The following is a 26,833-nucleotide window of genomic DNA, read 5'->3' as shown; positions in this document are numbered from 1 at the left end:
TCCGAACGGATGAGAACCGGTCGGCAGTATCGAGATCGCCCGGCGGCGATGCGCAACACGCAACACCGAGATAGCCCATCGTCGCGTCGTAACTGCTGACGTCGCCCACGGTCGAAGAAGGCCTGATTCAAGAACAAAGCTTGATTTGAAAACAAGCTTGCGCGCAACAGCGCCGTCACAAAGGCTACTGCGACAGACCTATCTGAACCTCAAGCGACAAAGCTTCGCGCAACAATGCTTGGGCCGAACAAGCCGACCAAATTATTATTACGCATAAGAGCGGCTGCCGCCTGGATCGCCATGATCGCGACGGAGTTAGACTGAGACTATGACGCTCGTACCCTTGATTGGTTCCCTCCCGGGAGCATGTCGGCTAAAGAATAGTCCGTCAGGACCGGCGCGAAAACCCCTCGCCCGAAGGCTTGGAGATAAATAATCATCATGAATCCCGTCAAAGAACTGGAAAAGCACGGACAAGCCGTCTGGCTGGACTTCCTGGCCCGTGGCTTCATCGCCAAGGGCGACCTGAAGCGGCTGATCGACAGCGACGGCGTCAAGGGCGTCACCTCCAACCCCTCGATCTTCGAGAAGGCGATCGGCAGCTCGGACGAATACGACGCTTCGATCGGCAAGGCGCTGAAGCGCGGCGACCGGACCGTGGCCGATTTGTTCGAGACCGTGGCGGTCGAGGACATCCAGGCTGCCGCCGACGTGCTGCGCCCGGTCTATGACCACCTCAAGGGTGGGGACGGCTATGTCAGCCTCGAGGTCTCGCCTTATCTGGCAATGGACACAGCAGGCTCGGTCGCCGAAGCGCGGCGCCTGTGGAAGGACGTTGGTCGCAAGAACCTGATGGTGAAGGTGCCGGCAACGCCGGAGGGCCTGCCGGCGATCGAAACGCTGATCGGAGACGGCATCAGCATCAACATTACGCTGCTGTTCTCCAGGGCAGTCTACCTCCAGGTCGCCGAAGCCTATCTGGCGGGGCTCGAAAAATACGTCGCCGGCGGCGGCGATCCCTCGCATGTCGCGAGTGTGGCCAGTTTCTTCGTCAGCCGCATCGACACCATGGTCGACAAGCAGCTCGACGAGAAGATCGCCCGTGCCAACGATCCGTCCGAAAAGGAGCGGCTCGCCGCGCTGAAGGGCAAGATCGCGATCGCCAACGCCAAGCTCGCCTACCAGGATTACAAGCGGCTGTTCTCGGGTCCCCGCTGGGAGAAGCTCGCTGCAAAAGGCGCCAGGCCGCAGCGCATGCTGTGGGCCTCCACCGGCACCAAGAACAAGGACTACAGCGACGTCCTCTACGTCGAGGAGCTGATAGGCCCCGACACCATCAACACCATGCCGCCGGCAACGCTGGATGCCTTCCGCGACCACGGCAGGTTGCGTGACAGCCTGGAAGATAACCTCGACGAGGCGAAGCGCGTGCTGGACGAGCTGGAGCGCTCCGGCATCTCGCTCGATGCGATCACCGAGGAGCTGGTCAAGGACGGCGTCAAGCTGTTCGCGGACGCCGCCGACAAGCTCTACGGCGCCGTCGCCCACAAGCGCGCCACTGTGCTCGGGCCGGCGATCGACAGCCAGCGGCTTTCGCTTGGCGACGGGCTCGGCAAGGCGGTGGCCAAGAGCACCGAGGAATGGCGCGCCTCGGCCAAGATCCGCAGGCTGTGGCAGCGCGACAAATCGGTCTGGACCGGGACGGACGAGGACAAATGGCTCGGCTGGCTCGACAGCGCGGCGAAAGCCGACGTCGCCGACTATGAGGACTATGCGAACCGCGTGAAGAGCCAGAAATTCTCCGACGCCGTCGTGCTCGGCATGGGCGGATCGAGCCTCGGGCCAGAGGTGCTGGCCGAGACCTTTGCCCGGAAGCCGGGCTTCCCGAAGCTGCACGTGCTCGACTCCACCGACCCGGCCGAGGTGCGAGCGATGGAGGCCAGGATCGACCTCGCCAACACCGTGTTCATCGTGTCGAGCAAGTCCGGCGGCACCACCGAGCCGAACGCAATGAAGGACTATTTCCACGAACGCGTCGCAAAGGCGCTCGGCCCGAAAGCCAAGACCGGCTTCCGCTTCATCGCGGTGACCGACCCCGGATCGTCGCTGGAGAAGGCGGCCAAAAAGCTGAACTACGCCCGCATCTTCCATGGCGAGCCGTCGATCGGCGGACGCTATTCGGTGCTGTCGCCGTTCGGCCTGGTGCCGGCGGCGACCGCCGGCATCGACGTCAGGACCTTCATCAAGCATGCGCTCTCGATGGTCCGCTCCTGCGGACCGGACGTGCCGCCGAGCGAAAACCCGGGCGTGCAGCTCGGCCTGGCCATGGGCCTTGCCGGCCTCGAAGGCCGCGACAAGGTGACGATCCTGTCGTCGAAGAAGATCGCCGATTTCGGCGCCTGGGCCGAGCAACTCATCGCGGAATCGACCGGCAAGGAAGGCAAGGGCCTGATCCCGATTGCCGGCGAGCCGCTTGGCGACTCCGCGGCTTACGGCAACGACCGCTTCTTCATCGACATCCGTACCGAGGGCGAAACGGATGCCGCCCATGACTCGGCGCTTGCCGGGATCGAGGCGGCCGGCCACCCGGTCGTGCGCATTGTCATGAAGTCGATCGACCATCTCGGCCAGGAGTTCTTCCGCTTCGAGATGGCAACCGCTGTTGCGGGCGCGATCCTCGGCATCAACCCGTTCGACCAGCCGGACGTGGAAGCGGCCAAGATCAAGACGCGCGAGCTGACGTCGGCGTATGAGAAGACCGGCGCGCTGCCGGCCGAACAGCCTGTTGTCAGCACTAAAGAGGCCGACCTCTACACCGACGAGGCCAATGCCGCGGCGCTCCGCGCAGCGGGCGCCAATGGCGACCTCACCTCCTGGCTGAAGGCGCATCTGTCGCGCTCCAGCCATGGCGATTACGTCGCCCTGCTCGGTTACATCGCACGCGACAAGGCCAATATCGACGCGCTTCAGGCGATGCGCCTTGACGTGCGCGAGAAGCGGCATGTCGCGACCTGCGCCGAGTTCGGTCCGCGCTTCCTGCACTCCACAGGTCAGGCCTACAAGGGTGGGCCCGACAGCGGCGTGTTCCTCCAGATCACCGCCGACGATGCCAAGGACCTTGCCGTGCCGGGTCAGAAGGCGAGCTTCGGCGTGATCAAGGCGGCGCAGGCGCGCGGCGATTTCGACGTGCTCACCGAGCGCGGCCGGCGCGCGCTTCGCGTCCACCTCAAGGGCGGGCTCAAGAAAGGTCTGGCAGCGCTCAATGCAGCGCTGAACGACGCGCTGAACTAAAGGGAACTTCGCAATGCAACTCGGCATGATCGGCCTCGGCCGGATGGGCGGCAACATCGTTCGCCGGCTGATGCGCCACGGACATTCGACCGTGGTCTATGACAAGGACGCCAAGGCCGTCGCCGGCCTTGCCGCGGACGGCGCGGTCGGCTCGGCGAGCCTGGAGGAGTTCATCTCGAAACTGGAGCGGCCGCGCACGGCCTGGGTGATGCTGCCGGCCGGCCATATCACCGAGACCACCATCGACACGATCGCGGGCGTGATGCAGGAGGGCGACGTCATCATCGACGGCGGCAACACCTTCTGGCAGGACGACGTTCGCCGCGGCAAGGCGCTCAAGGCGCGCGGCATCCACTATGTCGACGTCGGCACCTCAGGCGGCGTCTGGGGTCTCGAGCGCGGCTATTGCATGATGATCGGCGGCGAGAAAGCGGTCGTCGACCGGCTCGATCCGATCTTCGCCGTGCTGGCCCCCGGCGCCGGCGACATTCCGCGCACCGAGGGACGTCAAGGGCGCGATCGCCGCATCGAGCAAGGCTACATCCATGCCGGCCCCGTCGGCGCCGGCCATTTCGTCAAGATGATCCACAACGGCATCGAATACGGCCTGATGCAGGCCTATGCCGAAGGGTTCGATATTCTCAAGAACGCCAATATCGAAGCTTTGCCGGCCGATCACCGCTATGATTTCGACCTCGCCGACATCGCCGAAGTGTGGCGGCGCGGCAGCGTGATCCCGTCCTGGCTGCTCGACCTCACCTCGACCGCGCTCGCCGACAGCCCGGCTTTGGCGGAATATTCCGGCTTCGTGGAGGATTCCGGCGAGGGACGCTGGACCGTGAACGCCGCGATCGACGAGGCCGTGCCGGCCGAGGTGCTGACCGCGGCGCTCTACGCACGTTTCCGTTCCCGCAAGGAACACACCTTCGCCGAAAAAATTCTCTCCGCGATGCGCGCGGGTTTCGGCGGCCACAAGGAGCCGAAGCAGCCGGGCGCTTCGAAATCGAAATAAGAGCAACAACGCGAAGGCCACTCGTTCGTGACAAAAGACCCGCAAGCCAAGCGCAAGCCGGAAAACTGCGCCTTCGTCATTTTCGGTGTCACCGGCGATCTCACCCATCGCCTCGTGATGCCCTCGCTCTATAATCTCGCCGCCGAGCACCTGCTGCCGGAGAAATTCTGTGTCGTCGGCGTAGCCCGGCGGAGCCAGTCCGATGACGAACTGCGGGACGGTCTGTTGAAGGGCTTGCGTCAGTTCGCGACGCGGCCCATTGACGACGATATCGCCAAGAAGCTGCTGGAATGCGTGACTTTCGTCGAAGCCGATGCGAAGGACCCGCCGTCGTTCGACCGTCTGCGCGAGCATCTCGATGGACTGGAATGCTCGCAAGGCACCGGCGGCAACCGCCTGTTCTATCTCGCGACCCCACCGGCCGCCTTCGCACCGACTGCGCGCGAGCTTGGCCGTACCGGCATGATGAAGGAGAACGGCGCCTGGCGACGGCTGGTGATCGAAAAGCCTTTTGGCACCGATCTCGCCTCGGCCAAGGCGCTGAACGCCGAGTTGCTGAAGATCATGCAGGAACACCAGATCTACCGGATCGATCACTATCTCGGCAAGGAGACGGTGCAGAACATCCTGGTGCTGCGCTTTGCCAACGGCATGTTCGAGCCGATCTGGAATCGCAACCATATCGATCACATCCAGATCACGGTCGAGGAGAAGCTCGGCGTCGGCCATCGCGGCGGCTTCTACGATGCCACCGGCGCGCTGCGCGACATGGTGCCGAACCACCTGTTCCAGCTGATGTCACTGGTCGCGATGGAGCCGCCCGCGCGTTTCGATGCTCATTCCGTGCGCTCGGAGAAGGCCGAGGTGCTCACCTCGATCCAGCAGCCGAGCCTGGAGGAAGCGCTGAGGAATTCGGTGCGCGCACAATATCTCTCGGGGCGGATCGGCGACGAGGACATTCCTGATTACCGCAAGACCGAGGACGTCAAGCCTGGCAGCACCACCGAGACCTTCGTCGCGCTGAAGCTGATGATCGACAATTGGCGCTGGGCCGGCGTGCCCTTCTATTTGCGCACGGGCAAGGCGCTCGGTCACAAGCGCACCGAGGTGGCGATCAAGTTCAAGCAGGCGCCGCTGTCGATGTTCTCGGGCACGACGGTCGACCGTCTCTCGCAGAACTTCCTCACCATTGGCATCGCGCCGACCGAGACCATCGAGCTGCAGTTCAACGCCAAGATCCCGGGGCCGAGCATCACCATCGACGGCGTCGAGATGAAATTCCGCTACGGCGATTATTTCCGGGCCGATCCGTCGACCGGCTACGAGACGCTGATCTACGACTGCATGATCGGCGACAACATCCTGTTCCAGCGCGCCGACGGCATCGAGGCCGGCTGGCAGGCGGTGCAACCGTTCCTGGACGCCTGGAAGACGGCCGGCAGCAACGGCATCGAGACCTACGAGGCCGGCAGCGATGGCCCCAGATGCGCCGACGAGCTGCTGCGGCGCGACGGCCGCAGCTGGCGGAAGTTCTCGTGATGGCGGCGGCCGCAGAGCCGAAGCTGATCGTCGTCGCCGACGCCGAGGCCCTGGCGCAAGCGGCAGCGGAACGGGTGATGGCGCGGATGTCAGCCAATCCCGGCCGCATCGCGATCTGCCTCACCGGCGGCTCGAGCCCGAAGAAGCTCTACCAGTTGCTCGGCGGCGACGCCTGGCGCGGCAAAATCCCCTGGGCGCGCGTGCACTGGTTCATCGGTGATGAGCGGTTTGTCCTCGCGAGCGATCCCCTCAACAACATGGCGGTCGCGCGCGCCGCGTTTCTCGATGGTAACGCTCCGCCCGGACACATCCATCCGATCCCGACGACGCTGGAAAATCCCGATCTGGCCGCTGACGCCTATGCACGCGGGCTAAAGGCCTTCTACGGTTCTGAAAGTCTCGATCCGGCGCGTCCGCTGTTCGATCTCGCCCTGATGGGCGCGGGCCCGGACGGCCACACCGCCTCGCTCTTTCCAGGCTATCCTGCCGTCGAGGAGATCACGCGCTGGGTCGTCGGTGTCCCCAAGGCCAACGTCGCGCCCTTCGTGCCGCGGGTCTCGCTCACCCTGCCCGCCCTGGCCTCCTGCCGCGAGATGCTGTTCGAGATCGCAGGCCACGACAAGCAGCCGATCTTGACGCGCCTGCTCAATGGCGAGAATCTGCCGGCATTACGCGCGCGCTCGAATGGTGAGACCGTCTGGCTGGTTGACAGGGCCGCGCTTCCGGAGGGAATTCGTGGCGGGCGTTAAAGCACCTTGTGCCTTGATCGTGATGGGCGTGTCGGGCTCGGGAAAGAGTACAGTTGCAGCGGCGCTCGGCGAGCGCCTCGGTTGGCGGTTCGAGGACGGCGACAGCTTTCACCCCGCCAGTAACGTGGAGAAGATGCGGGCCGGCCATCCGCTCACCGACGAGGACCGTTGGCCCTGGCTCAATGCCATCGCTGACGAGATCGCGCGGGTCTGCAACAAGGGTGAGCACGTCATCATCGCCTGTTCCGCACTCAAGCACACCTATCGCAACGTGCTGCTGCGCGGACGCGACGACGTCCGCTTCATTTTCCTGAAGGGGACGCAGGAGCTGATCGCCGATCGCCTCGCCCACCGCAAGGGCCATTTCATGCCGTCCGGCCTCCTTACCAGCCAGTTCAATACGCTCGAGCCGCCGGAAGCGGGCGAGCATGTGATCACCGCGTCGATCGACGAAACCGTCGAGGCGATCGTGGACGGCATCGTGCGGCAGCTGAAAATCGACAGCGGGACAAGCAGGGCCATCACATGACGAAAATCTCACTCGTGGTCTCGGACGTCGACGGCACGCTGCTGACCAAGGACAAGACGCTGACGGAACGCGCGCGGGGCGCGGTGCAGCGGCTGCACCAGGCCGGCATCGGCTTCACCATCACCTCCAGCCGCCCCGCGATCGGCATGCGCTTCTTGATCGACCCGCTGACGCTCTGGTTGCCGGTCGGTCCGTTCAACGGCTCATCGATCATCGACCCCGAGATGAGGCCGGTCGAACAGCACCTCATCCCGGCAAATGCCGCGCAACGATCGCTGCAGATCCTCAGGGATTTCCGCGCCGATATCTGGTTGTTCACGGCGGACAAATGGCTGATCGACAACCCTCGCGGCAGCTACGTCGCCCACGAGCAGCACACGATCCGCGCCGACCCCACCATCGTCACGGATTTCTCGCCATACCTTTCGAGCGCCTGCAAGATCGTCGGCGCCAGCGCCGATGCGGCAGGTCTGGAACGTTGCGAGAAGGCGATGCAGCAGGCGCTCGGCAGCGAGGCGACCGCGGTGCGCTCGCAGACCTATTATCTCGATATCACCCCACCCGGCTTCAACAAGGGTACCTTCGTTCAGGCCATGGCCAAGCGCCTCGGCATTTCCCTGGATGCGGTCGCCACCATCGGTGACATGCAGAACGACCTCGCCATGTTCAGCGTCAGCGGCACCTCGATCGCCATGGGCAATGCCGCTGATAACGTCAAGGATCAAGCCACGCACGTCACCGCCAGCAACGAGCAGGACGGTTTTGCCGAGGCGATGGAGATGATCTTGAAGCGCAACGGGGTGGGTTGAGGATCGATAAGACGAGACTCAACGGGTGCCGCGATCACAGTACGTTTCCTCCCCCACAAGGGAGGGAGGGAACGGATAGAATCTACCGTCCCTATTTCGACCGCTGCATCGCCGGCTTCTCGCTCTTATGCCGTGCAGCCGACAGATTGTGCGCGGTGTTGATCAGCGCGATATGGGTCAGCGCCTGCGGGAAATTGCCGGTCTGGCGGCGGGCCACGGTGTCGTATTCTTCGGCCAGCAACCCGACATCGTTCGCGATCCCGACCACGCGGTCGAACAAGGCCTGCGCCTTGTCGGGATCGCCCGACAACACATAGGCGTCGGCGAGCCACAGGCTGCAGGCCAGGAACGCGCCTTCGAGCGGCGGCTGGCCCGCAGCCAGCTCGCGCGGATCATGCCGCAGCACGAAACCGTCGCATATCAAATGCTTCTCGACGGCCGCGATGGTGCCCCGGATGCGCGGGTCTTCCGGCGCCAGGAAGCCGACACCGGGCAACAGCAGCAGGCTGGCATCGAGCAGTTTCGACCCATAGGATTCGACGAACGTCTTCTCCTGCGCATCAAATCCCTTATTGCAGACGTCGCGATGAATGGCCTCGCGCAAGGTGCGCCAGTGCAGCAGCGGCGCCCTGAAGCCAAACGTCTCGGCGCTCTTGATGGCCCGGTCGAAGGCAACCCAGGTCATTACCTTGGAGAACACGTAGTGCTTCGGCTCGCCGCGCCGCTCCCAGATGCCGTGATCGGGCTGGTCCCAGACTTCGGCAAGATGCTGCAGCACGGCGCATTCCAGCGCCCAGCTCTCCTCGTTCAGCTTGAGCCTGGCCATGCGTGACTGATGGAAGGCGTCAATCAGTTCACCGTACACGTCGAGCTGAAGCTGCGCATGCGCCGCATTGCCGACGCGCACCGGCTGTGCGCTCTCATAGCCGTCGAGCCAGCCGGCCTCCCATTCCAGGAGCCGCCGCTGCCCCCAGATGCCGTACATGATCTGCATGTTGGCGGGCGAACCAGCCGCTGCGCGCAGCAGCCAATTGTGCCAGGCTGACGCTTCCTCGGTGTAACCGGAGTTCATCAGCGCCAGCAACGTGAAGGTTGCATCGCGCAGCCAGCAGAAGCGGTAATCCCAGTTCCTGCTGCCACCAAGCTTTTCGGGAAGCGAGGTGGTGGGAGCCGCGACGATGCCGCCGGTCGGATCGAACGTCAGCGCCTTCAGCGTGATCAGTGAGCGCACGACCAAATCGTGATACGGGCCGTCGCGGGTACAAGGGCTGCACCACTCCTCCCAGAATTTCTCGGTCTCCCGGAGCGCGGTCTCCGGGTCGATCGGCTCGGGCGGATCGAGATGGGAGGGGCCGTAGGTCAGCACGAATGGCACGGTCTCGCCGGCTTTCACCTCGAACTCGGAGACCGTGGTCAGGTCCTCGCCGCGCGTCTCGGCCGGCGTGCGCAGCACGGTCATGTCCTGGCCGGCGATCGCCAGCAGCGAATGGTCGATCCGCCGTACCCAGGGGATATTGACGCCGAAGCCGAAGCGGAGCACGAGCTCCATCCGCATCTTCACTGTGCCCTCGAGGCCGCGCACCAGCCGCACGATGTCGGAAGCCTTGCCGCGCGGCGGCATGAAATCGATCAGCGCGACAATGCCGCTGTTCGTTTCAAAGCGCGTTTCCAGGATGAGGGTGTCGCCAACATAGCGGCGCGAAATCGCGGTCGCGTCCTCGCTCGGCGCGATCAGCCAGCGCCCATTCTTGTGGGTGCCGAGGATTGCGGCAAAGCAGGCGTCGGAATCGAAGGCTGGCCAGCACAGCCAGTCGATCGAGCCGTGCCGCCCCACCAGCGCTGCGGTCTCGCAGTCGCCGATCAGCGCATAGTCCTCGATCTTCTGTGACAATGTTTTCCGAACCCTGGAAATCCCGGTGAATCAACTCCCACCGTGCAGCGAACGTTCCCGCGTCGCGGCCTTCAAAGCCGCGAGATCGATCTTGGTCGCGATCTTGTCGAGGGCGACAGGCAGGCGCTGGCGCCAGTTCGGATGCTCGTCGATCGTGCCGGGAATGTTGGGCTGGTCGATCACCCCGAGCAGATCCTCCATCGACACCGCAAGCAGCCGCGAGGGCGTGCGCGACAGGAAGGTCAGCACCGAATAGAGATCGTTGGCGTTGATACCGTTCTGACGCAGGATCTCGTCGAGCCCGCCGAGCGCATTCCAGCGGGCCTGATCGTCCTCGCCGGGATCGAGCCTCAGCGATCGCTTCATCTTGAGATCGCTGAATGAGCGCCAGCCCGCATAGGTGCAGAGATCATGCGTGTTCAGCGTCACCAGCGCGTTCGGGCGGTAATGATCGACATTGCGGAAATGGCCGGCATCGTCGCGCTCGAACATCATGACGAGGTACGACCAGATGCCGAAATCCTGCATGGTCTCGCGAAAACCTTCCGGCACGGTGCCGAGGTCTTCGCCGATCACGATGCATTTATGGATGACGCTCTCGCGCACCACCGCGGCCAGCAGCGCCTCGAGCGGCATCTGCACATAGGCGCCGTTGTCGGGCTTGAAGCCGCGCGGCACCAGATAAAGCCGCTTCAAGCCCAGCACGTGATCGAGCCTGATGGCACCGGCATGGCGCATCGAGGCGGCCAGCATGTTGGCGAAGGGCACGAAGGATTGCGCCTCCAGGCCGCCCGCGTTGAAGCCGGCAAGGCCCCAATCCTGCCCGACAGTGTTGAGGACGTCGGGCGGCGCGCCGACCGCGAGGTGGCGGGAGATCGCCGCCTGCTCATTCCAGGCATCGAAGCCATTGGACTGCACGCCGACGGCGACGTCGAGATAAAGCCCGACGCGCATGCCGAGTTCGGTCGAGAGCTGCTTGGCCGCGTGCAGTTGCGCGTCAGCGGTCCATTGCACGAACTCGACGAACTCGACCTCCCGCCTGTCGGGGCCATTGCGCAGGCCAGCGCATTTGGCATCGTCCGGCTGCCGCCATTCCGCCGGCCATTCCCACCATGGCGCATTGAAACGATGCCGCAGCACTTCGAAGCAGGCAAAGCGCGATAACAGCGGTCCTCGGTCGGCGCGGAAAGCATCAAACTGATTTCGGCGGACGCCGCTCGCGCTTTTCACGAAACTGTCAAAGGCCGCACGCAGGCCCAGCCATTTCAGCGCCGCCATGTCGGCATAGGGGACACGGTCACCTTCGCGCAGCCGCGCGGCGGTGGCGGCCGCGTCCGGGATGAGGTCTGCCGAAAATTCCGGGATGGCCTCGACGTCGATGTAGAGCGGATTGAGAAACAGCCGGCTGTTCGGCGAGTAAGGACTGCAATCGCCCGGCTGGTCGTCGAACAGGACATGCAACGGATTGAGCCCGACGCCGTCAGCGCCCAATTGCTTTGCCAGCCTGACGAGGCCGGCGAGATCAGTGAAATCGCCGATGCCCCAATTGCGGTTCGAGCGGACGCTGTAGAGCTGCACGGCGAGCAACCAGCCGCGGTCGAACTCGCCGCCAAAGGCCCGCTCGGGTGCCACGATCATCGGCACCTCTTCCGTCGCCCCCGCACCGTCAGTCAGCGTCAGCCGGTGATAACCGAGCGGCAGGCCGGCGGGCCAGGCGATCACGGGCTCGCGCGTCTCGCCCCGTGCAATCACATTGGCTTTGTCATTGACTTGGCCGTTGGCGGTGATTTTCCACCTCAGCGGCGCAGTGCCGACAGAGGCAAGCTCGGTGCGCGGATTGCCCAGTGCGCGCACCACGACCGGCCCGCTTGCGAAGCAATAGACCCGCTTCTCCGGCAGGGCCTCGAGGATGGATTTGAGCGCCTCGGGCGCGGTGACCCGCAGCTTTCCGAGCGCATCGACGAATTCGGATTGGACGCCCTTGATCCGGGCTTGAGCTAAAAGGTCCATTCGGCACGCAGCTTGCAGGCCCTTATCAGGCCGGTGGCATCGATTTTAACGTGGTCGCGGAAGAGGTTAGTCGCACTTAACTCACGAACTGCGCCTGCTGTTCCCCAGGGAACCAATGACACACAAGCGGCTTTCTATAGTGGTATCAAGCGTAGGTTCCCGGCAAGGGAAACGGGCCCCTGCTTTCTTGTCAATGGCATCACCGTGAACAAGACAATTCAAACTGTCGAGAGTGCCGCTGCCGGCAGCGCTTTCCTGATCGAAGACGTCTATCCCTCGATCGACGGCGGCCGCTTCGCCGTGAAGCGGATTGCGGGCGATCGGGTCGAGGTGTGGGCCGACATCTATCGCGGCGGCGATGCGACCATCAGCGCCGCGCTGGTCTGGCGCGGCGAGCAGGAGCGGGAATGGCGACGCGAGACGATGATCCATCACGGCGATGACCGCTGGTCCGGCGCGTTCGTGCCGACCGAAGCAGGCCAATATGTCTATGCCATCGAAGCCTGGACCGACGAATTCGCCACCTGGCGCCACGGACTCGAACGCAAGCAGCTAGCCGGCGGCGATGTGACGCTCGATGCCATCGAGGGTGCGGGCCTGCTGACCAAGGCGCATGGTGCGCGGCAGGACGCCGCGGCCGTGATCACGAGGCAATGCGAGGATTATCTCGGCAGCGGCGATGTCGCGCCGCTGCTTGCGGCTGACCTTGGCGAGGCCATGGCCGAGAGCCAGGCCCGCCCCGACCTGACCCGCTCGCCAAACTTTCCGCTTGTTATCGACCGCGACAGAGCGCGCTTCGGCGCCTGGTATCAGATGATGCCGCGCAGTCAGAGCCAAGTTGCCGGCCGGCACGGCACGCTCCGCGACTGTATCGCGCGCGTGCCGGATATCGCCGCGATGGGCTTTGACGTCCTGTATTTCACGCCGATCCACCCGATCGGCCGCAGCAGGCGCAAGGGCCGCAACAATGCGCCGGTTGCAACCGAAGGCGAGCCGGGCTCGCCCTACGCCATCGGCGCTGCCGAAGGCGGCCACGATGCGCTGCATCCCGAGCTCGGCACCATCGAGGATTTCCGCGCGCTGGTCGCGACCTGTCTCGAATACGGCCTCGAGCTTGCGCTCGACTTCGCCGTGCAATGCTCGCCGGATCATCCCTGGCTGACGCAGCATCCGGAATGGTTCAAATGGCGGCCGGACCGTTCGGTGCGGACGGCGGATGGTCCCTATTCCGATATCGTGATTCCCGATTTCGCCTCCGTCGACCGGGTCGGGCTGTGGAACGCCTTTCGCGATGCCATGCTGTTCTGGATCGATCATGGTGTGACCATCTTCGCGATCGACAATCACGACACCGCGCCGCTTCCGTTCTGGGAGTGGCTGATCCGCGACATCCGCTCGCGACACCCGGAGGTGATCCTGTTCTCCAAGACCTTTGCGCGACCGAAGCTGATGAAGGGGCTCGCCAAGCTCGGCTTCTCGCAGTCCTTCAGCTATTTCCCCTGGCGCACCGGGAAGTGGGAGCTGGAGCAATATCTCGGCGAAATGACCGGCTATCCGGAGCGCGACTTCTATCGCCCGCACCTGTTCGCCAACACCGCGGACCTCCTGCCCTATCATCTCCAGAGCGGCGAAGCCTGGATGTTCAAGTCGCGCGTTGCGCTGGCCGCCACGCTGTCGGGCAATTACGGTCTCTATGGCGGCTTCGAGCTGCTTGAGCATGAGGCCCTCCCAGGCCACGAAGAATATCTGGATTCCGAGAAGTACCAGATCCGCCCGCGCGACTGGGACGAGCCCGGCAACATCAAGCCCTACATCACGGCGCTCAACCGCATCCGCAACGACAACGCGGCGCTGCAGCAGACCATCAATCTGCGTTTCCTCGGCATCGAGGACGGCGAGACGATTGCCTTCGTAAAGGAAGCAGCTGAGCTGGCCAACACCGTTGTCGCGGTCATCGCCCTCTCGCGCCACGTGCGTGAATTCTGGTTGCCACTCGGCGGCCTCACCATCGACGTCGGCGGCGAACGCCGCCACGTCACGACAATCGAAAATCTCATCACGGGCGAACAGTCCCGCATCGAATGGGGCGGGATCAGGTTGCGTATCGATCCCGACCGCGATCCGGCGCTCATGTTCCGCTGCCTGGCGTAAGGGGTCACGCCATGAATGTTCTGTCTTCCGTCGACACCAAGAAGGCTGAGGCTGCCGAGATCGTGGATGAGCTCTGGTACAAGGACGCCATCATCTACCAGCTCCACGTCAAGGCCTTCGCCGACAGCAACAATGACGGCATCGGCGATTTCGCAGGGTTGACCGAGAAGCTGCCCTATCTCCAGGATCTCGGCGTCACCGCGCTGTGGCTGCTGCCATTCTATCCCTCGCCCGGTCGCGACGACGGTTACGACATCGGCGACTACGGCGCCGTCAATCCTGATTTCGGGACGATGAAGGACTTCAAGCGCTTCATCCAGGAAGCGCAGAAGCGAGGCTTGCGCGTCATCACCGAGCTCGTGGTCAACCACACCTCGGACCAACACAAATGGTTCAAGCGCGCGCGACGCAGCCCCGCCGGCTCGAGTGCCCGCAACTGGTATGTCTGGAGCGACACCGACCAGAAATACCAGGGCACGCGGATCATCTTCACCGACACCGAGAAGTCGAACTGGACCTGGGATCCCGAGGCGGGCGCATTCTACTGGCACCGCTTCTTCTCGCACCAGCCCGACCTCAATTTCGACAATCCGCGCGTCGTCAGCGCCATCATCCAGGTGATGAAGCGCTGGCTGGATGCCGGCGTCGACGGCTTCCGGCTGGACGCCATTCCCTATCTCTGCGAGCGCGAGGGCACCTCGAACGAGAACCTCCCCGAGACGCACGCGATCATCAAGCGCCTGCGCCAGGAATTGGACGCCTACTCCAAGGGCAAGCTCTTGCTGGCCGAGGCCAATCAATGGCCGGAGGACGTGCAGGAATATTTCGGCCGCGGCGACGAATGCCACATGGCCTACCACTTCCCGCTGATGCCGCGCATCTACATGGCGATCGCGCAGGAGGACCGTTTTCCGATCACCGATATCCTGCGCCAGACGCCTGATATCCCCGCGAGCTGCCAGTGGGCGCTGTTCCTGCGCAACCATGACGAGCTGACGCTGGAGATGGTCACCGACGTCGAGCGCGACTATCTCTGGACTACCTATGCCAACGACCCCCGCGCCCGCATCAATGTCGGCATCCGCCGGCGGCTGGCGCCGCTGATGGACAATGACCGCCGCAAGATCGAGTTGATGAACTCGCTGCTGCTGTCATTCCCGGGCACGCCGATCATCTATTACGGCGACGAGATCGGGATGGGCGATAATATCTACCTCGGCGACCGCAACGGCGTGCGCACGCCGATGCAGTGGAGCCCGGATCGCAACGGCGGCTTCTCCCGTGCCGATCCCGCCCGCCTCTACGCGCCGCTGATCATGGATCCCGTCTACGGCTACGAGTCCGTCAACGTGGAGGCGCAGTCGCGCAGCCTGTCCTCGCTGCTCAGCGCCACCAAGCGGCTGATCTCGGTGCGCAAGTCGACGCTGGCCTTCGGCCGCGGCACCATGACCTTCATCCGCCCGGCCAACCGCGCCGTGCTCGCCTATGTCCGGCAATATCGCGACGAAGTGATCCTCTGCGTCGCCAATCTGTCGCGCGCGGCGCAGGCGACCGAGCTCGATCTGTCGCCGTGGAAGGACCGCATCCCGCAGGAAATGCTCGGCCGCACGCGCTTTCCGGCGATCGGCGAACTGCCCTACATGATCACGCTGGGGCCCTACGGCTTCTACTGGTTCCAGCTCCAGGAGCGCGACAAGTCCGAGCCGGTGGCGCCGCGCGCGGTGCCGGAGTTCGAAACCCTGGTGGTGCCGGTGAACTCGAACTGGGTCTCGCTCGCCCGCGAGCGCGGCGTGTTCGAGCGCGACGTGCTGCCGGGTTTCCTGTCGCGGACGCGCTGGTATCCCGAGCACAATCCCAAGCATATCAAAGCGACGCTGACGTCAGCGGTGCCCTTCAGCGACATCGGCGACAACAGGCCTTGGATCGCGTTCTTCGAGACGACGCAGGACGACGTCACGACCCGCTACGTGCTGCCGATGCAGATCGAGTGGGTCCGCTTCGACCGCGAGCGGTTCAACCCAAAGGCACTTGCCGCCGTGCGCCAGGGCGCACGCGAAGGTACGCTGCTCGACGTCGCCACCGACCAGATCTTCATCGGGCTGTTCCTGCGTGGCTTGTCGCAGAACCTGGTGGTGGAAGAAAACAATCTGCGGCTCGAGTTCAAGCCGACCAGCCTGTTCGCGGATTACATCGTGAAGGAGCCCGCGCGCATCCGTGCGGTCGAGCAGTCCAACAGCACTGCGCTGGTCGACAACCAATATGTCGCCAAGATCTATCGCCGCCTCGAAAGCGGCGCCAATCCGGAGATCGAGATCGGCCGCTATCTCACCGAGGTCGCGCGCTTTCCCAATACACCGGCGCTGCTCGGCAGCATCGAGCTGGTCGAGGGCGACACAAGCAGCGCGATCGGCGTGCTGCATGCCTATGTCGAGAACCAGGGTGACGGCTGGGCCGTCACCACGGGCTATCTCGACCGCTATGTCGACGAGCAACGGGTGTTGCCGGCCGGCGAAACGCAGCGCGAGACCCAGGAGCAGGCGCCCTATCTGCACTTCATGGCCCAGATCGGCCGCCGGCTCGCCGAGCTGCACATGGCGCTCGCCGCCGCAAAATCCGCCGACCTGGCCCCTGAACCTGTCGGTCCCGCGGACATCAAGCGCTGGACGACCGACCTCAGGGCGCGCGCGGAGCGCGTCCTCGAGCGGCTCGCCGATATCAGGGAGGGCCTGCGCGAAAGCGACCGGCCACTGATCGATCGGCTGGTCGCAGTGCGCGCGGCCTTGCCGGACCATATCAACGCGCTCTTGCCATCCGACATCGGCGGGTTGAACATCCGTCATCATGGCGACTTCCGTCTCGGGCAAACTCTGATCGTGAAGGATGACATCTTCATCATCGACTTCGACGGCGATCCGCATCTGGCGCTGGCCGACAAGCGGCGCCGGCTGCCGGCGGCCCGCGACGTCGCGGGCCTCGTCCGCTCGATTGATCTTTCGGTTAACGCGGCGCTCGCCCGGGCGCTCTCGGGCGGGAGCGACGAACAGGGCCGGATCACCACCGCGCTCGAGGAATGGCGCAAACACGCTACCGCGACCTTCCTGTCCGCCTACCGCGAGACCATGACCGACCGGCGGCTCTGGCCGGAAGAGAACCATTCCGCGGAAAGCATGTTAAGGTTTTTCCTGCTTGATCAAGCGTTCGACGAGGTAGAGTACGAGCTGTCCCACCGGCCTGAGGGACTCCACGCGCCGCTGGCCGGCCTGCTTCGCATTCTGTCCAGTGCCGCGAGCGGAGCCCATGCCTAAACTGCCTGCCGAAGCCTATGCGATCATCGAGGGCCGGCACTCCGACCCCTTCCACTATCTCGGACGCCACCCCGAAGGCGGCAAGAATGTCGTGCGCGCGTTTCTGCCCGACGCCTCGAACGTCGAGGCGGTCGGAGAACATGGCGAGGTCGCCAGGCTCGACCGCGTCCACGATTCCGGTCTGTTCATCGGCGCATTGCCCAACGGCTCCAGGCACTACCAGCTCCGGGCAAAATTCGGCGACAACGTCGTCGAATTCGAGGATGCCTATCGTTTCCCGCCGATCCTGACCGACTTCGATCTTTATTTGCTCGGCGAAGGCACGCATCAGCGCCTTTACGACAAGCTCGGGGCGCATCCGATGCGGCTGGAGGGCATCGACGGCATCGGCTTCGTGGTGCTGGCGCCGAATGCGCGGCGCGTCTCGGTGGTCGGCGATTTCAATTTCTGGGACGGACGGCGTCACCCGATGCGGGTGCGCGGCGCCGGGTATTGGGAATTGTTCATTCCCCACGCGAAGGCGGGCGATCATTACAAGTTCGAGATCATCGGGCCACACGGCCACCTGCTGCCGCTGAAATCCGACCCGCTGGCGTTCGCGAGCGAGCTGCGGCCGAAGACCGCCTCCATCGTGTTCGACGAGGCGCACTTGCCGCGGCCGCGCCCCGCGCCCGATGGCATCAACGCGCTGGCGGCACCGATGTCGATCTACGAGGTCCATCTCGGCTCATGGCGACGCAAGGACGGCAACGAATGGCTGAGCTATCGCGATCTCGCCGAGCAGCTGCCGGCCTATGCGCGCGACATGGGCTTCACCCATCTCGAATTCCTGCCTGTCAGCGAGCATCCGTTCGACGGCTCCTGGGGCTATCAGCCGACCGGACTCTATGCGCCGACCAGCCGCTTCGGCGGGCCTGGGGATTTTGCCGCGCTGATCGATGCCTGCCATCGCGAAGGCATCGGCGTGCTGCTCGACTGGGTCCCCGGCCATTTCCCCGACGACCCGCACGGGCTCGGCCAGTTTGACGGCACCTCGCTCTACGAGCACGCCAACCCGCTGCAGGGCCGCCATCTCGACTGGGGCACACTGATCTACAATTACGGCCGCACCGAAGTGACCAACTTCCTGGTCTCGAACGCGCTGTTCTGGCTGGAGCGCTATGCCATCGACGGCCTGCGCGTCGACGCGGTCGCATCCATGCTGTACCTCGACTACAGCCGCCCGCCCGGCGCCTGGATCCCGAACCAGTACGGCGGCCGCGAGAACATCGAGGCGATCAATTTCCTGCGCCGCTTCAACACCGAACTGTTCGCGCGTTTTCCGCAGGCGACCACGGCGGCTGAGGAGTCGACCGCCTGGCCGCAAGTCTCGCGTCCCGTGGAGTTCGGCGGTCTCGGCTTCGGCTACAAGTGGAACATGGGCTGGATGCACGACACGCTGAACTACATCAGCAAGGATCCGATCCACCGCAAATACCACCACGGCGAGATCCTGTTCGGCCTGCACTACGCGTTCTCGGAAAATTTCATCCTGCCGCTGTCGCATGACGAAGTCGTGCATGGCAAACGCTCGATCTTCGGCCGCATGCCTGGTGACGAATGGCAACGCTTTGCCAATCTGCGCGCCTATTACAGCTTCATGTTCGGCCATCCCGGCAAGAAGCTGCTGTTCATGGGCGGCGAGATCGCGCAGAGCAGCGAGTGGAATCACGACCAGTCGCTCGACTGGCACCTGCTCGAATACAAGTACCATCAGGGCATCCAGTCGCTGGTCCGCGACCTCAACCGGCTCTATCGCGCCGTGCCGGCGCTGCACCAGATGGATTGCGACCAGGCCGGCTTCGAATGGCTGATCACTGATGATGCCAACCGCAACGTTTTCGCCTGGCTGCGCAAGGGCTTTGACGACCACGCGCGGTGTCTCGTGGTCGTCAACTTCTCGCCCAATGTCTATCGCAACTACCGCGTCCCCGTGCCGTTCGCCGGCAAGTGGAAAGAGGTGTTCAATTCGGACTCCGCCCATTATGGCGGCACCAATGTCGGGAACATCGGCGAGGTCCAGACCGTTGACGGCAAGGCGCCCGAGCTCCGTCTCACCATTCCGCCACTCGCTGCGATCTTCCTCGTTCCGGAAAGCTGACCGATGCGCCTGACTGCTGGATCGCCCGCCCGCCTCGGTGCAAGCTGGGACGGCCGCGGCACCAACTTCGCGCTGTTCTCCGCCAACGCGCAGAAGGTCGAGCTGTGCCTGTTCGACACCCAAGGGCGCCGCGAGCTCGAGCGCATCGAGTTGCCGGAGCGTACCGAGGACGTCTGGCATGGCTATCTCAACGACGTCTCGCCGGGCCAGCTCTACGGCTATCGCGTGCACGGTCCCTACGAGCCCGAGCATGGCCACCGCTTCAATGCCAACAAGCTGCTGCTCGATCCTTACGCGAAGCGCCTCGCGGGGCGACTGGTGTGGAGCGACGCCCATTTCGCCTACCGCACCGGCTCGGCGCGCGAGGACTTGTCGTTCGACCGGCGCGACAATGCGCGCGGCATGCCCAAGGCCGTCGTGGTCGACGAGACCTTCAACTGGGGCCGCCGCGAGATCCGCCCCAACATCCCCTGGGAAGACACCATCATCTACGAAGCCCACGTCAAGGGCCTGACGCAGAAGCGCGACGACGTGCCGCCGAATTTGCGCGGCACCTATGGCGGCCTGTCGTCGCCCGCGATGATCGAGCATTTGAAGAAGCTCGGCGTCACCACGATCGAGTTGCTGCCGATCCACAGTTTCGTCGACGACCGCATCCTGGTCGAGAAGAAGCTCGCCAATTATTGGGGCTACAATACGTTATCCTTCTTCGCGCCCGAGCCGCGCTACGCTCAGGACAATGCACTCGACTCCTTCCGCACCACGGTCGCGCGTCTGCACGATGCCGGCATCGAGGTGATGCTAGATGTCGTCTACAACCACACCGCCGAGGGCAACCATCTCGGACCGACGCTGTGCTACCGCGGCATCGACAACGCCTCTTATTACTGGCTGAACCGCGAGAACCCGCGCTACTATGACGACTTCACCGGCTGCGGCTCGTCGGTGAACCTCACCCATCCGCGCGTGCTGCAGATGGTGATGGATAGCTTGCGCTACTGGGTCGAGGTCTGTCACGTCGACGGCTTCCGCTTCGATCTCGCCACGACGCTGGCGCGCGGCCCGAACGGTTTCGATCGCGGCATCTCGTTCCTCACCGCGATCCGGCAGGACCCGGTGCTGGCGGCCGTCAAGCTCGTCGCCGAGCCGTGGGACCTCGGCCTCGGCGGCTATCAGGTCGGCGCATTCCCCTCGCAATGGTCGGAGTGGAACGATCGCTATCGCAGCGCCATGCGCCGCTACTGGAGCGGCGAAGGCAGCCTGATCGGCGACATCTCCAGCCGCATGACGGCGTCCTCCGACCTGTTCAACCACGACGGACGGCGGCCCCGCGCCAGCATCAACCATATCACCGTGCATGACGGCTTCACGCTCGCCGACCTCTTCAGCTATAACGAGAAGCACAACGAGGCCAACGGCGAGGACAATCGCGACGGCTCCAACGACAACCACAGCAACAATTGCGGTATCGAGGGTCCGACCGACGATCCCGATATCGTAGCGCTGCGGCGGCAGCTGCGCAAGAACGCGCTGGCCTGCCTGATGCTGGCGCAGGGCATTCCCCTGATCCTTGCCGGCGACGAGGTCGGCAACACGCAATCCGGCAACAATAACGCTTACTGCCAGGACAACGAGGTCGGCTGGGTCGGCTGGGAGAATCTCGGCAAGGAGGGCGACGACATGGTCAGGTTTGTCGCCGATCTCGCCGACATCCGCCGCCGCTTCTCGCAGCTGCGCAGCCATCGCTGGCTCGACGGCCGGCCCAAGGATGGCATTTCCTACGGCGCGCTGTGGCTGACGCCCGAAGGCAACGAGATGACGGAGAGCGACTGGACATTCCCGGACGGGCGGTTCCTGTCTTATGTGATGGGACCGATGGAACCGGCCAGCGCGGCAATATTTATCGTATTGAACGCCGCTCCCGAAGAGATCGCATTCAAATTGCCCAAAATGCCCGAATACAAGAGCTGGCAGCAGATCCTGAACACGACGGATGCCAAGCTGAACAGCGTTGACTTCCTGCCGGGAAGCGACAGCAAGGCGCCGCCCCGCTCTGTGCTCGCCTTCGCGGGGGCGCTATGAGGCCATCGTTCGGGGCGAAGCCGACCAAGGATGGCGTGTCGTTCCGTTTGTGGGCACCAGGTGCGCGTCGGGTCGATCTCCTGCTCGAGCGACGACATGCGATGCAGCGCCGGCAGGACGGTTGGTACGTCGCCGAGATTGCCGACCTGCCCGTCGGCAGCCGCTACAAATTCAGGATCGACGACGACATCGACGTGCCCGATCCCGCCTCCGCGTTCCAGCCGGAGGACGTGTTCGGTCCGAGCGAGGTGATCGATCACGATGGCTTCGCTTGGCGCGCGGAGGACTGGCGCGGACGTCCCTGGGAAGAGACGGTGCTGATCGAGGCCCATGTCGGCACCTTCACGGCGGAAGGAAGCTACCGCGCCATGATCGACAAGCTCGATCATCTCGTCGCGACCGGTATCACCGCGCTGGAGCTGATGCCGCTGGCCGATTTTGCCGGCCGCCGCGGTTGGGGCTATGACGGCGTGCTGTGGTACGCGCCCGACAGCGCCTATGGCCGGCCGGAAGAGCTGAAGACGCTGATCGACGCAGCGCATCTGCGCGGGCTGATGGTATTTCTGGACGTCGTCTACAATCACTTCGGTCCCGAGGGAAACTATCTCGGACGCTACGCGCCTGGTTTCTTCACCGACGCGCACACACCCTGGGGCAGCACGATCGATTATCGCGTGTCGCAGGTCCGGGCCTTTGCCGTCGAGAACGCGTTGTCCTGGCTCACCGACTATCGCTTCGACGGCTTGAGGCTCGATGCCGCCAACCACATCATGGCGATTCCGGGCGAGCAGTCGATGCTGCAAGACCTCAGCGTCGCCGCGGGCGAGCTCGCGCGGGTCACAGGGCGGCACATCCATCTCGTGCTGGAGAACGGCGACAACCGCGCCAGCCTGCTCGACGCTGCGCAGGAGCCGCCGAATGGCAAATATCGCGCACAGTGGAATGACGATTATCACCACGCCTGGCACGTGATGCTGACCGGCGAGCACGCCGGCTATTACGCCGATTATCAGACGCCGCGCATGGATCTGGCGCGTGCACTCGCCTCCGGCTTCGTCTATCAGGGCGAGATCTCGGAGTTCTGGGGCAAGAAGCCGCGTGGCGAACCGAGCGGCGAGCTGCCGCCGGCGACCTTCGTCAACTTCCTGCAGAACCATGACCAGATCGGCAACCGGCCTCTCGGCGAGCGCCTCGAGAGCCTGGCACCGCCCGTGCAGATCGAGGCCGCACTCGCGGTGACGTTGCTCGCGCCGATGGTACCCATGCTGTTTCAGGGCGAGGAATGGGGCTCGAAAGTCCCCTTCCCGTTCTTCTGCGACTTCCAGGGCGGGCTCGCCGAGGCCGTGCGCAAGGGCCGCAAGCAGGAATATGCGTGGGCCTATGAGAAGTACGGCGACGAGGTGCCCGATCCGCTCGACCCGGCCACGCCGCAATCGGCGGTGCTGGACTGGACCAGCCGCACGCCGGAGCAAAATGCCCGGCTCGCGCTGGTGCGCGAGCTCCTCGTGCTCCGCCGCAACGAGATCATGCCACGGCTGAAGGGGGCGCGCTTCGGCAATGCCGAGGCAACGGACAACGGCGTGCTCACCGCGCATTGGCGCATGGCTGACGGCGCGACCCTGCGTCTCCTTGCCAACCTCTCCGACAAGGATGTTGCGTATTCCAACAGCATGACGGGCGCGCCGATCTGGGGCGGCGCGACCGGCGACCGGCTATCACCCTGGTCGGTGATCTGGCATCTCGGAGGTTGATATGCCTTCGGCGATTCCTCTCGCGACTTACCGGCTTCAGCTCACCTCGGATTTCGATTTCGACAAGGCCGCCGCCGTGGTGCCTTACCTCAAGGCGCTGGGCATCACCCATCTCTACGCCTCGCCGGTGATGAAGGCGCGCAAGGGCTCGACCCACGGTTACGACACGGTCGACCACAGCCAGTTCAATCCCGAGCTTGGCGGCGAAGCCGGGTTTGACCGGCTGAGCGAAGCGCTGGCACGTCACGACCTCGGGCTCATCATCGATTTCGTGCCCAACCATGTCGGCGTGCATTTTTCCGACAATCCCTGGTGGCTGGACGTGCTGGAATGGGGCCAGGCCTCGCCGCACGCAGTCTCCTTCGATATCGACTGGGATCAATTGCCCTACCGTGCCCGTGGTGGCGTGCTGCTGCCGATCCTCGGATCGTCCTATGGCGAGGCTCTGGAGCGCGGCGATATCGAGTTGCGCTACGATCCCGGCGAAGGCAGCTTTTCAGCCTGGTATTTCGAACATCGGCTGCCGATCGTGCCGGAGCGCTATGGTGAGATATTGCGGATGATCGTCAAGGAGGCAGACGCCGCCGAGACCGAAGGGGGCAGACGCCTGCTCTCGCTCGCCGCGCGCTACACCGGCTTGCGCCGTCCCAACCGCAAGGAGGCCCCCGCCTTCAAGGCGGAGCTGACGGATATCGCTGGCGCAGCCGGCATCATCGCCCACGGCCTTGCCGCTTACCGCGCCGGCAAGGATCGCCCGGCACAGACACTGGCGCTGCATCACCTGCTGGAGCGGCAGAACTACAAGCTCGGCCATTGGCGCCTTGCATCGAGCGACATCAATTATCGCCGCTTCTTCGACGTCAACGGACTTGCCGGACTGCGGGTCGAGGACGCGAGCACTTTTGCCGCCACGCATCGGCTGGTGAAGCAACTCGTCGCCGACGGCAGACTGCAAGGCATCCGCCTCGATCACATCGACGGCCTGCGCGATCCCGCGCAATATTGCCAGCGGCTGCGCCGGCTGGTGCGCGACGCGCAGGGCAACACAAAACCGTTCTATACCGTGATCGAAAAGATCCTGTGCGAGCACGAGAAGCTGCCGCATTTCGCCGGCGTGCAGGGCACCACCGGCTATGAGTGGATGAACGCGATCACCCAGGTGCTGGTGGATGCCAAGGGGCTGGACGCACTGGACGAGACCTGGCGACAGATCAGCAACCGGCCGCCGCGGCTCGCGCCCTACGTCAAGGAGGCCAAAAGGCGCGTGCTGGAAACGCTGCTGACCAGCGAATTCATCGTGCTGACGCGCCTGCTCGCACGCATCGCCAACGGCCACTATTCGACCCGTGATTTCTCCGCCGACAGCCTGCGGCAGGCACTCGAATTATACGTGCTGCATTTCCCGGTCTACCGCACCTATCTGACGCATAGCGGCCCGACCGCCCTCGACCGCAAGCTGATCGACGACACCATCGCGCGCGCCCGCGCCGAATGGTTCGCCGCCGACGAAGGCATTTTCGACTTCCTGCGCGATGCCCTGACCATGGACTTGCTCAAGCCCGGTCGTCCACCGCACAGCGCCCCGCGTGTGCGCCGCTTCGCGCTGAAAGTGCAGCAGTTCACCGGGCCTGTCATGGCGAAGTCGCTGGAGGACACGGCGTTCTACCAGTTCCATCGACTGCTCGCACTCAACGAGGTCGGCGGCGATCCCGCGAGCAAGGGCCTCACTATCCCCGCCTTCCACGAGGCGATGCGGGCGCGCGCCAGGGAATGGCCGCAAGGGATGACCGCGACCGCGACCCACGATACCAAGCGGGGCGAGGACGCCCGCGCGAGAATCGCGGCGCTCAGCGAGATCCCTGGCGAATGGACCAGCGCGGTGGCACGCTGGAAGGTGCTGAACGCGCCGCACCTCGCGCTTCACGGCCATCTGCGCGCGCCATCGGCAACCTTCGAATACATGCTCTATCAGACCCTGCTCGGCGCCTGGCCGCTGGAGGAGCCGGATGCCGGTTTCGTCGAACGCATCCAGGCCTATGCGCTGAAAGCCGCACGCGAAGGCAAGGAGGAGACGAGCTGGCTCAACCCTCACGAGGCTTATGAGAGCGGCATCAAGAGCTTCATCGGGAAGATCCTCGATCCGGCACTATCGGGCGAATTCCTGGACGCGCTCCGGACCCTGGCCCGGCGCGTTGCGCTGCTTGGCGCACTGAATTCGCTGAGCCAGCTCACGTTGAAGGCCACACTGCCGGGGGTTCCCGATTTCTACCAAGGCACCGAATTCTGGGACTTGTCGCTGGTCGATCCCGACAACCGCCGGCCGGTGGATTTTGCCGCGCGAGAGGCGGCGCTGGGCGCGCTGCACAATCCGGATTGGCGCGGCCTGACCAGGTCGCGGCCCGACGGCCAGATCAAACTGGCCTGGACGCGACACCTGCTCAAGCTGCGCAATGAGCTCCCCGACATCTTTGCCCAGGGCGACTACCGGCCGCTCGACGTCCAAGGTGCGCACGCCGATCATGTCATCGCCTTCGCTCGCCGCCGTGGCCGAACCGCGGCGATCGTCGTGGTCGCGCGCCAGTTCGCCCCTTTTACGCAAGCGGGTCGGGAATGGCCAACGCTCGAAGGATTCGACGCAACGGTCGACATCACCGGCTATACCGCACCTCACCTGACAAGCAATCAACTCCCCGTCGCGCAGGTTTTCCGTGATTTTCCCGCCGCCGTCATCGAAGCTCGTGCGGCAAGCGCCATCAGGGCTCCGCGGCAGCGCCTCAGCTCCTGAACCTACTTCCCCTCGTCCTTGGTCAGCAGCAATTGCCCGCGCTTCTTGATCGTCGCCTGCGCCATCTCGGCAAAGCGCTGGAGCAGCCAGGGCAGCACCACCTGCACCTTGACGTGATCGTCGGCAACATCGACCTGACCGCTCGCGACCTGGCCGAGCGCGCGGATTCGAAAATTCATGCTGTCGCCGGTCCAGCGCTCCTCCTCGACCTGCATGACTGGAATGCTCGCTGCGGCGCGGCCGAGGCCGGTCTTGAGGCGACGTAGCGCCTCCTCGCGGCCGAGGCGATGCGGAATGGAGACGACAAGCGGTGCTGACATGGCTTTGCCCCGTGATGAGTGATCCTCATCTAATCATGCCGGCTCGGCGAACAAAGGTTCCATGCAAGTCGGACCTGCGGCCCCGTTGCAAGACCGGAACTTTAAAACCGGGGCCAAGTTGCCTCCGCACCACAGGGACAGGTTCAAGCGACCCTTTGAAAAAAGGGCTGGAGGAAATTCATGTCTATTGGTCTGATCGTTCTGATCATCTTGATCATCGCACTGCTCGGCGGCTTCAGCGGCGTCGGCGGCGGCCCGTTCTATGGCACCGGCTATTACGGCGGCGGCGGCCTCGGGCTCGTCATCATCATTCTGCTGATCCTGCTGTTGATGGGAAGGATTTAGCGGCACTGCGAGAATCTCGTGAGGTGGGCAAAGGCGCCCTTGCGCCGTGCCCACCATCTCTCCCGGTCGCAAAAAAGCGTGGGCACGCTTCGCTTTGCCCACCCTGCGGCAGTTGCTCCCATAG

At 64.2% G+C, this 26,833-nt stretch carries 16 protein-coding genes; 13 read left to right on the top strand and 3 right to left on the bottom strand.

The genetic code is table 11. The annotated features are described in order from the left end of the window. The first annotated feature begins 441 nt into the window (after positions 1-441). The 6 genes from XH88_RS15505 to XH88_RS15480 are packed head-to-tail and all read left to right on the top strand — an operon-like array spanning position 442 to position 7,929. The gene (locus XH88_RS15505) at positions 442-3,291 is read left to right on the top strand and encodes a bifunctional transaldolase/phosoglucose isomerase (RefSeq protein WP_271669171.1); all 2,850 of its coding nucleotides are present in this window, start codon (positions 442-444) and stop codon (positions 3,289-3,291) included. Positions 3,292-3,304: 13 nt separating this feature from the next. Beyond that, positions 3,305-4,303 (top strand): phosphogluconate dehydrogenase (NAD(+)-dependent, decarboxylating), encoded by a 999-nt coding sequence (gene gnd, locus XH88_RS15500; RefSeq protein ID WP_271669170.1) that lies wholly within the window; start codon positions 3,305-3,307, stop codon positions 4,301-4,303. A gap of 27 nt (positions 4,304-4,330) precedes the next feature. Next, positions 4,331-5,842: a glucose-6-phosphate dehydrogenase gene (gene zwf, locus XH88_RS15495; RefSeq protein WP_271669169.1), complete on the top strand. Its 1,512-nt coding sequence runs from the start codon at positions 4,331-4,333 to the stop codon at positions 5,840-5,842. Beyond that, positions 5,842-6,591 carry a 6-phosphogluconolactonase gene (gene pgl / locus XH88_RS15490; protein WP_271669168.1) on the top strand — a complete coding sequence of 250 codons (750 nt, stop codon included), beginning with the start codon at positions 5,842-5,844 and terminating at the stop codon, positions 6,589-6,591. The genes zwf and pgl overlap by 1 nt, the downstream gene beginning before the upstream one ends. Next, positions 6,578-7,120, top strand: a complete 543-nt coding sequence (locus XH88_RS15485) for a gluconokinase (RefSeq protein WP_271669167.1) — start codon at positions 6,578-6,580, stop codon at positions 7,118-7,120. Before pgl ends, XH88_RS15485 begins: the two co-directional genes overlap by 14 nt. Continuing rightward, the gene (locus XH88_RS15480; protein ID WP_271669166.1) at positions 7,117-7,929 is read left to right on the top strand and encodes an HAD family hydrolase; all 813 of its coding nucleotides are present in this window, start codon (positions 7,117-7,119) and stop codon (positions 7,927-7,929) included. Before XH88_RS15485 ends, XH88_RS15480 begins: the two co-directional genes overlap by 4 nt. 91 nt (positions 7,930-8,020) lie before the next feature. Here XH88_RS15480 and XH88_RS15475 read toward each other — a convergent pair whose 3' ends face one another. Both XH88_RS15475 and malQ read right to left on the bottom strand, forming a co-directional pair. Beyond that, positions 8,021-9,820 carry a glycoside hydrolase family 15 protein gene (locus tag XH88_RS15475; RefSeq protein WP_271669165.1) on the bottom strand — a complete coding sequence of 600 codons (1,800 nt, stop codon included), beginning with the start codon at positions 9,818-9,820 and terminating at the stop codon, positions 8,021-8,023. A gap of 30 nt (positions 9,821-9,850) precedes the next feature. Continuing rightward, on the bottom strand, positions 9,851-11,830 hold the full coding sequence (malQ, locus tag XH88_RS15470; RefSeq protein WP_271669164.1) for a 4-alpha-glucanotransferase: 1,980 nt from the start codon (positions 11,828-11,830) through the stop codon (positions 9,851-9,853). 204 nt (positions 11,831-12,034) lie between these two features. Between malQ and XH88_RS15465 the strand changes: the two genes are divergently transcribed. From XH88_RS15465 to treY, 6 genes are read left to right on the top strand one after another with little or no spacing between them, the layout of a single operon-like run. Then, complete coding sequence (locus XH88_RS15465) at positions 12,035-13,981, top strand: maltotransferase domain-containing protein (RefSeq protein ID WP_271669163.1); 1,947 nt, start codon at positions 12,035-12,037, stop codon at positions 13,979-13,981. Positions 13,982-13,992: 11 nt separating this feature from the next. Further along, entirely contained in the window at positions 13,993-17,286 is a 3,294-nt protein-coding gene (treS, locus tag XH88_RS15460; RefSeq protein WP_271669162.1) for a maltose alpha-D-glucosyltransferase, read from the top strand. After that, positions 17,279-19,426 (top strand): 1,4-alpha-glucan branching protein GlgB, encoded by a 2,148-nt coding sequence (glgB, locus tag XH88_RS15455; protein ID WP_271669161.1) that lies wholly within the window; start codon positions 17,279-17,281, stop codon positions 19,424-19,426. Before treS ends, glgB begins: the two co-directional genes overlap by 8 nt. 3 nt (positions 19,427-19,429) lie before the next feature. Further along, on the top strand, positions 19,430-21,508 hold the full coding sequence (gene glgX, locus XH88_RS15450; RefSeq protein ID WP_271669160.1) for a glycogen debranching protein GlgX: 2,079 nt from the start codon (positions 19,430-19,432) through the stop codon (positions 21,506-21,508). Then, complete coding sequence (treZ, locus tag XH88_RS15445; RefSeq protein ID WP_271669159.1) at positions 21,505-23,259, top strand: malto-oligosyltrehalose trehalohydrolase; 1,755 nt, start codon at positions 21,505-21,507, stop codon at positions 23,257-23,259. The genes glgX and treZ overlap by 4 nt, the downstream gene beginning before the upstream one ends. 1 nt (position 23,260) lies before the next feature. After that, positions 23,261-26,044, top strand: coding sequence for a malto-oligosyltrehalose synthase (gene treY, locus XH88_RS15440; protein WP_271669158.1), 2,784 nt, complete (start codon positions 23,261-23,263; stop codon positions 26,042-26,044). Positions 26,045-26,046: 2 nt separating this feature from the next. Here the strand turns inward: treY and XH88_RS15435 are convergent, their stop codons facing one another. Next, complete coding sequence (locus tag XH88_RS15435) at positions 26,047-26,364, bottom strand: polyhydroxyalkanoic acid system family protein (RefSeq protein WP_271669157.1); 318 nt, start codon at positions 26,362-26,364, stop codon at positions 26,047-26,049. A gap of 180 nt (positions 26,365-26,544) precedes the next feature. On the opposite strand from XH88_RS15435, the gene XH88_RS15430 reads away from it, so the two are divergent. Further along, positions 26,545-26,709 carry a DUF3309 family protein gene (locus tag XH88_RS15430; RefSeq protein WP_271669156.1) on the top strand — a complete coding sequence of 55 codons (165 nt, stop codon included), beginning with the start codon at positions 26,545-26,547 and terminating at the stop codon, positions 26,707-26,709. Positions 26,710-26,833: the final 124 nt, after the last annotated feature.

This window comes from Bradyrhizobium sp. CCBAU 51627, assembly GCF_028128765.1.
In the GTDB taxonomy this organism is placed as follows: Bacteria; Pseudomonadota; Alphaproteobacteria; order Rhizobiales; family Xanthobacteraceae; genus Bradyrhizobium.
This window is presented reverse-complemented; position numbering and strand designations above follow the sequence as displayed.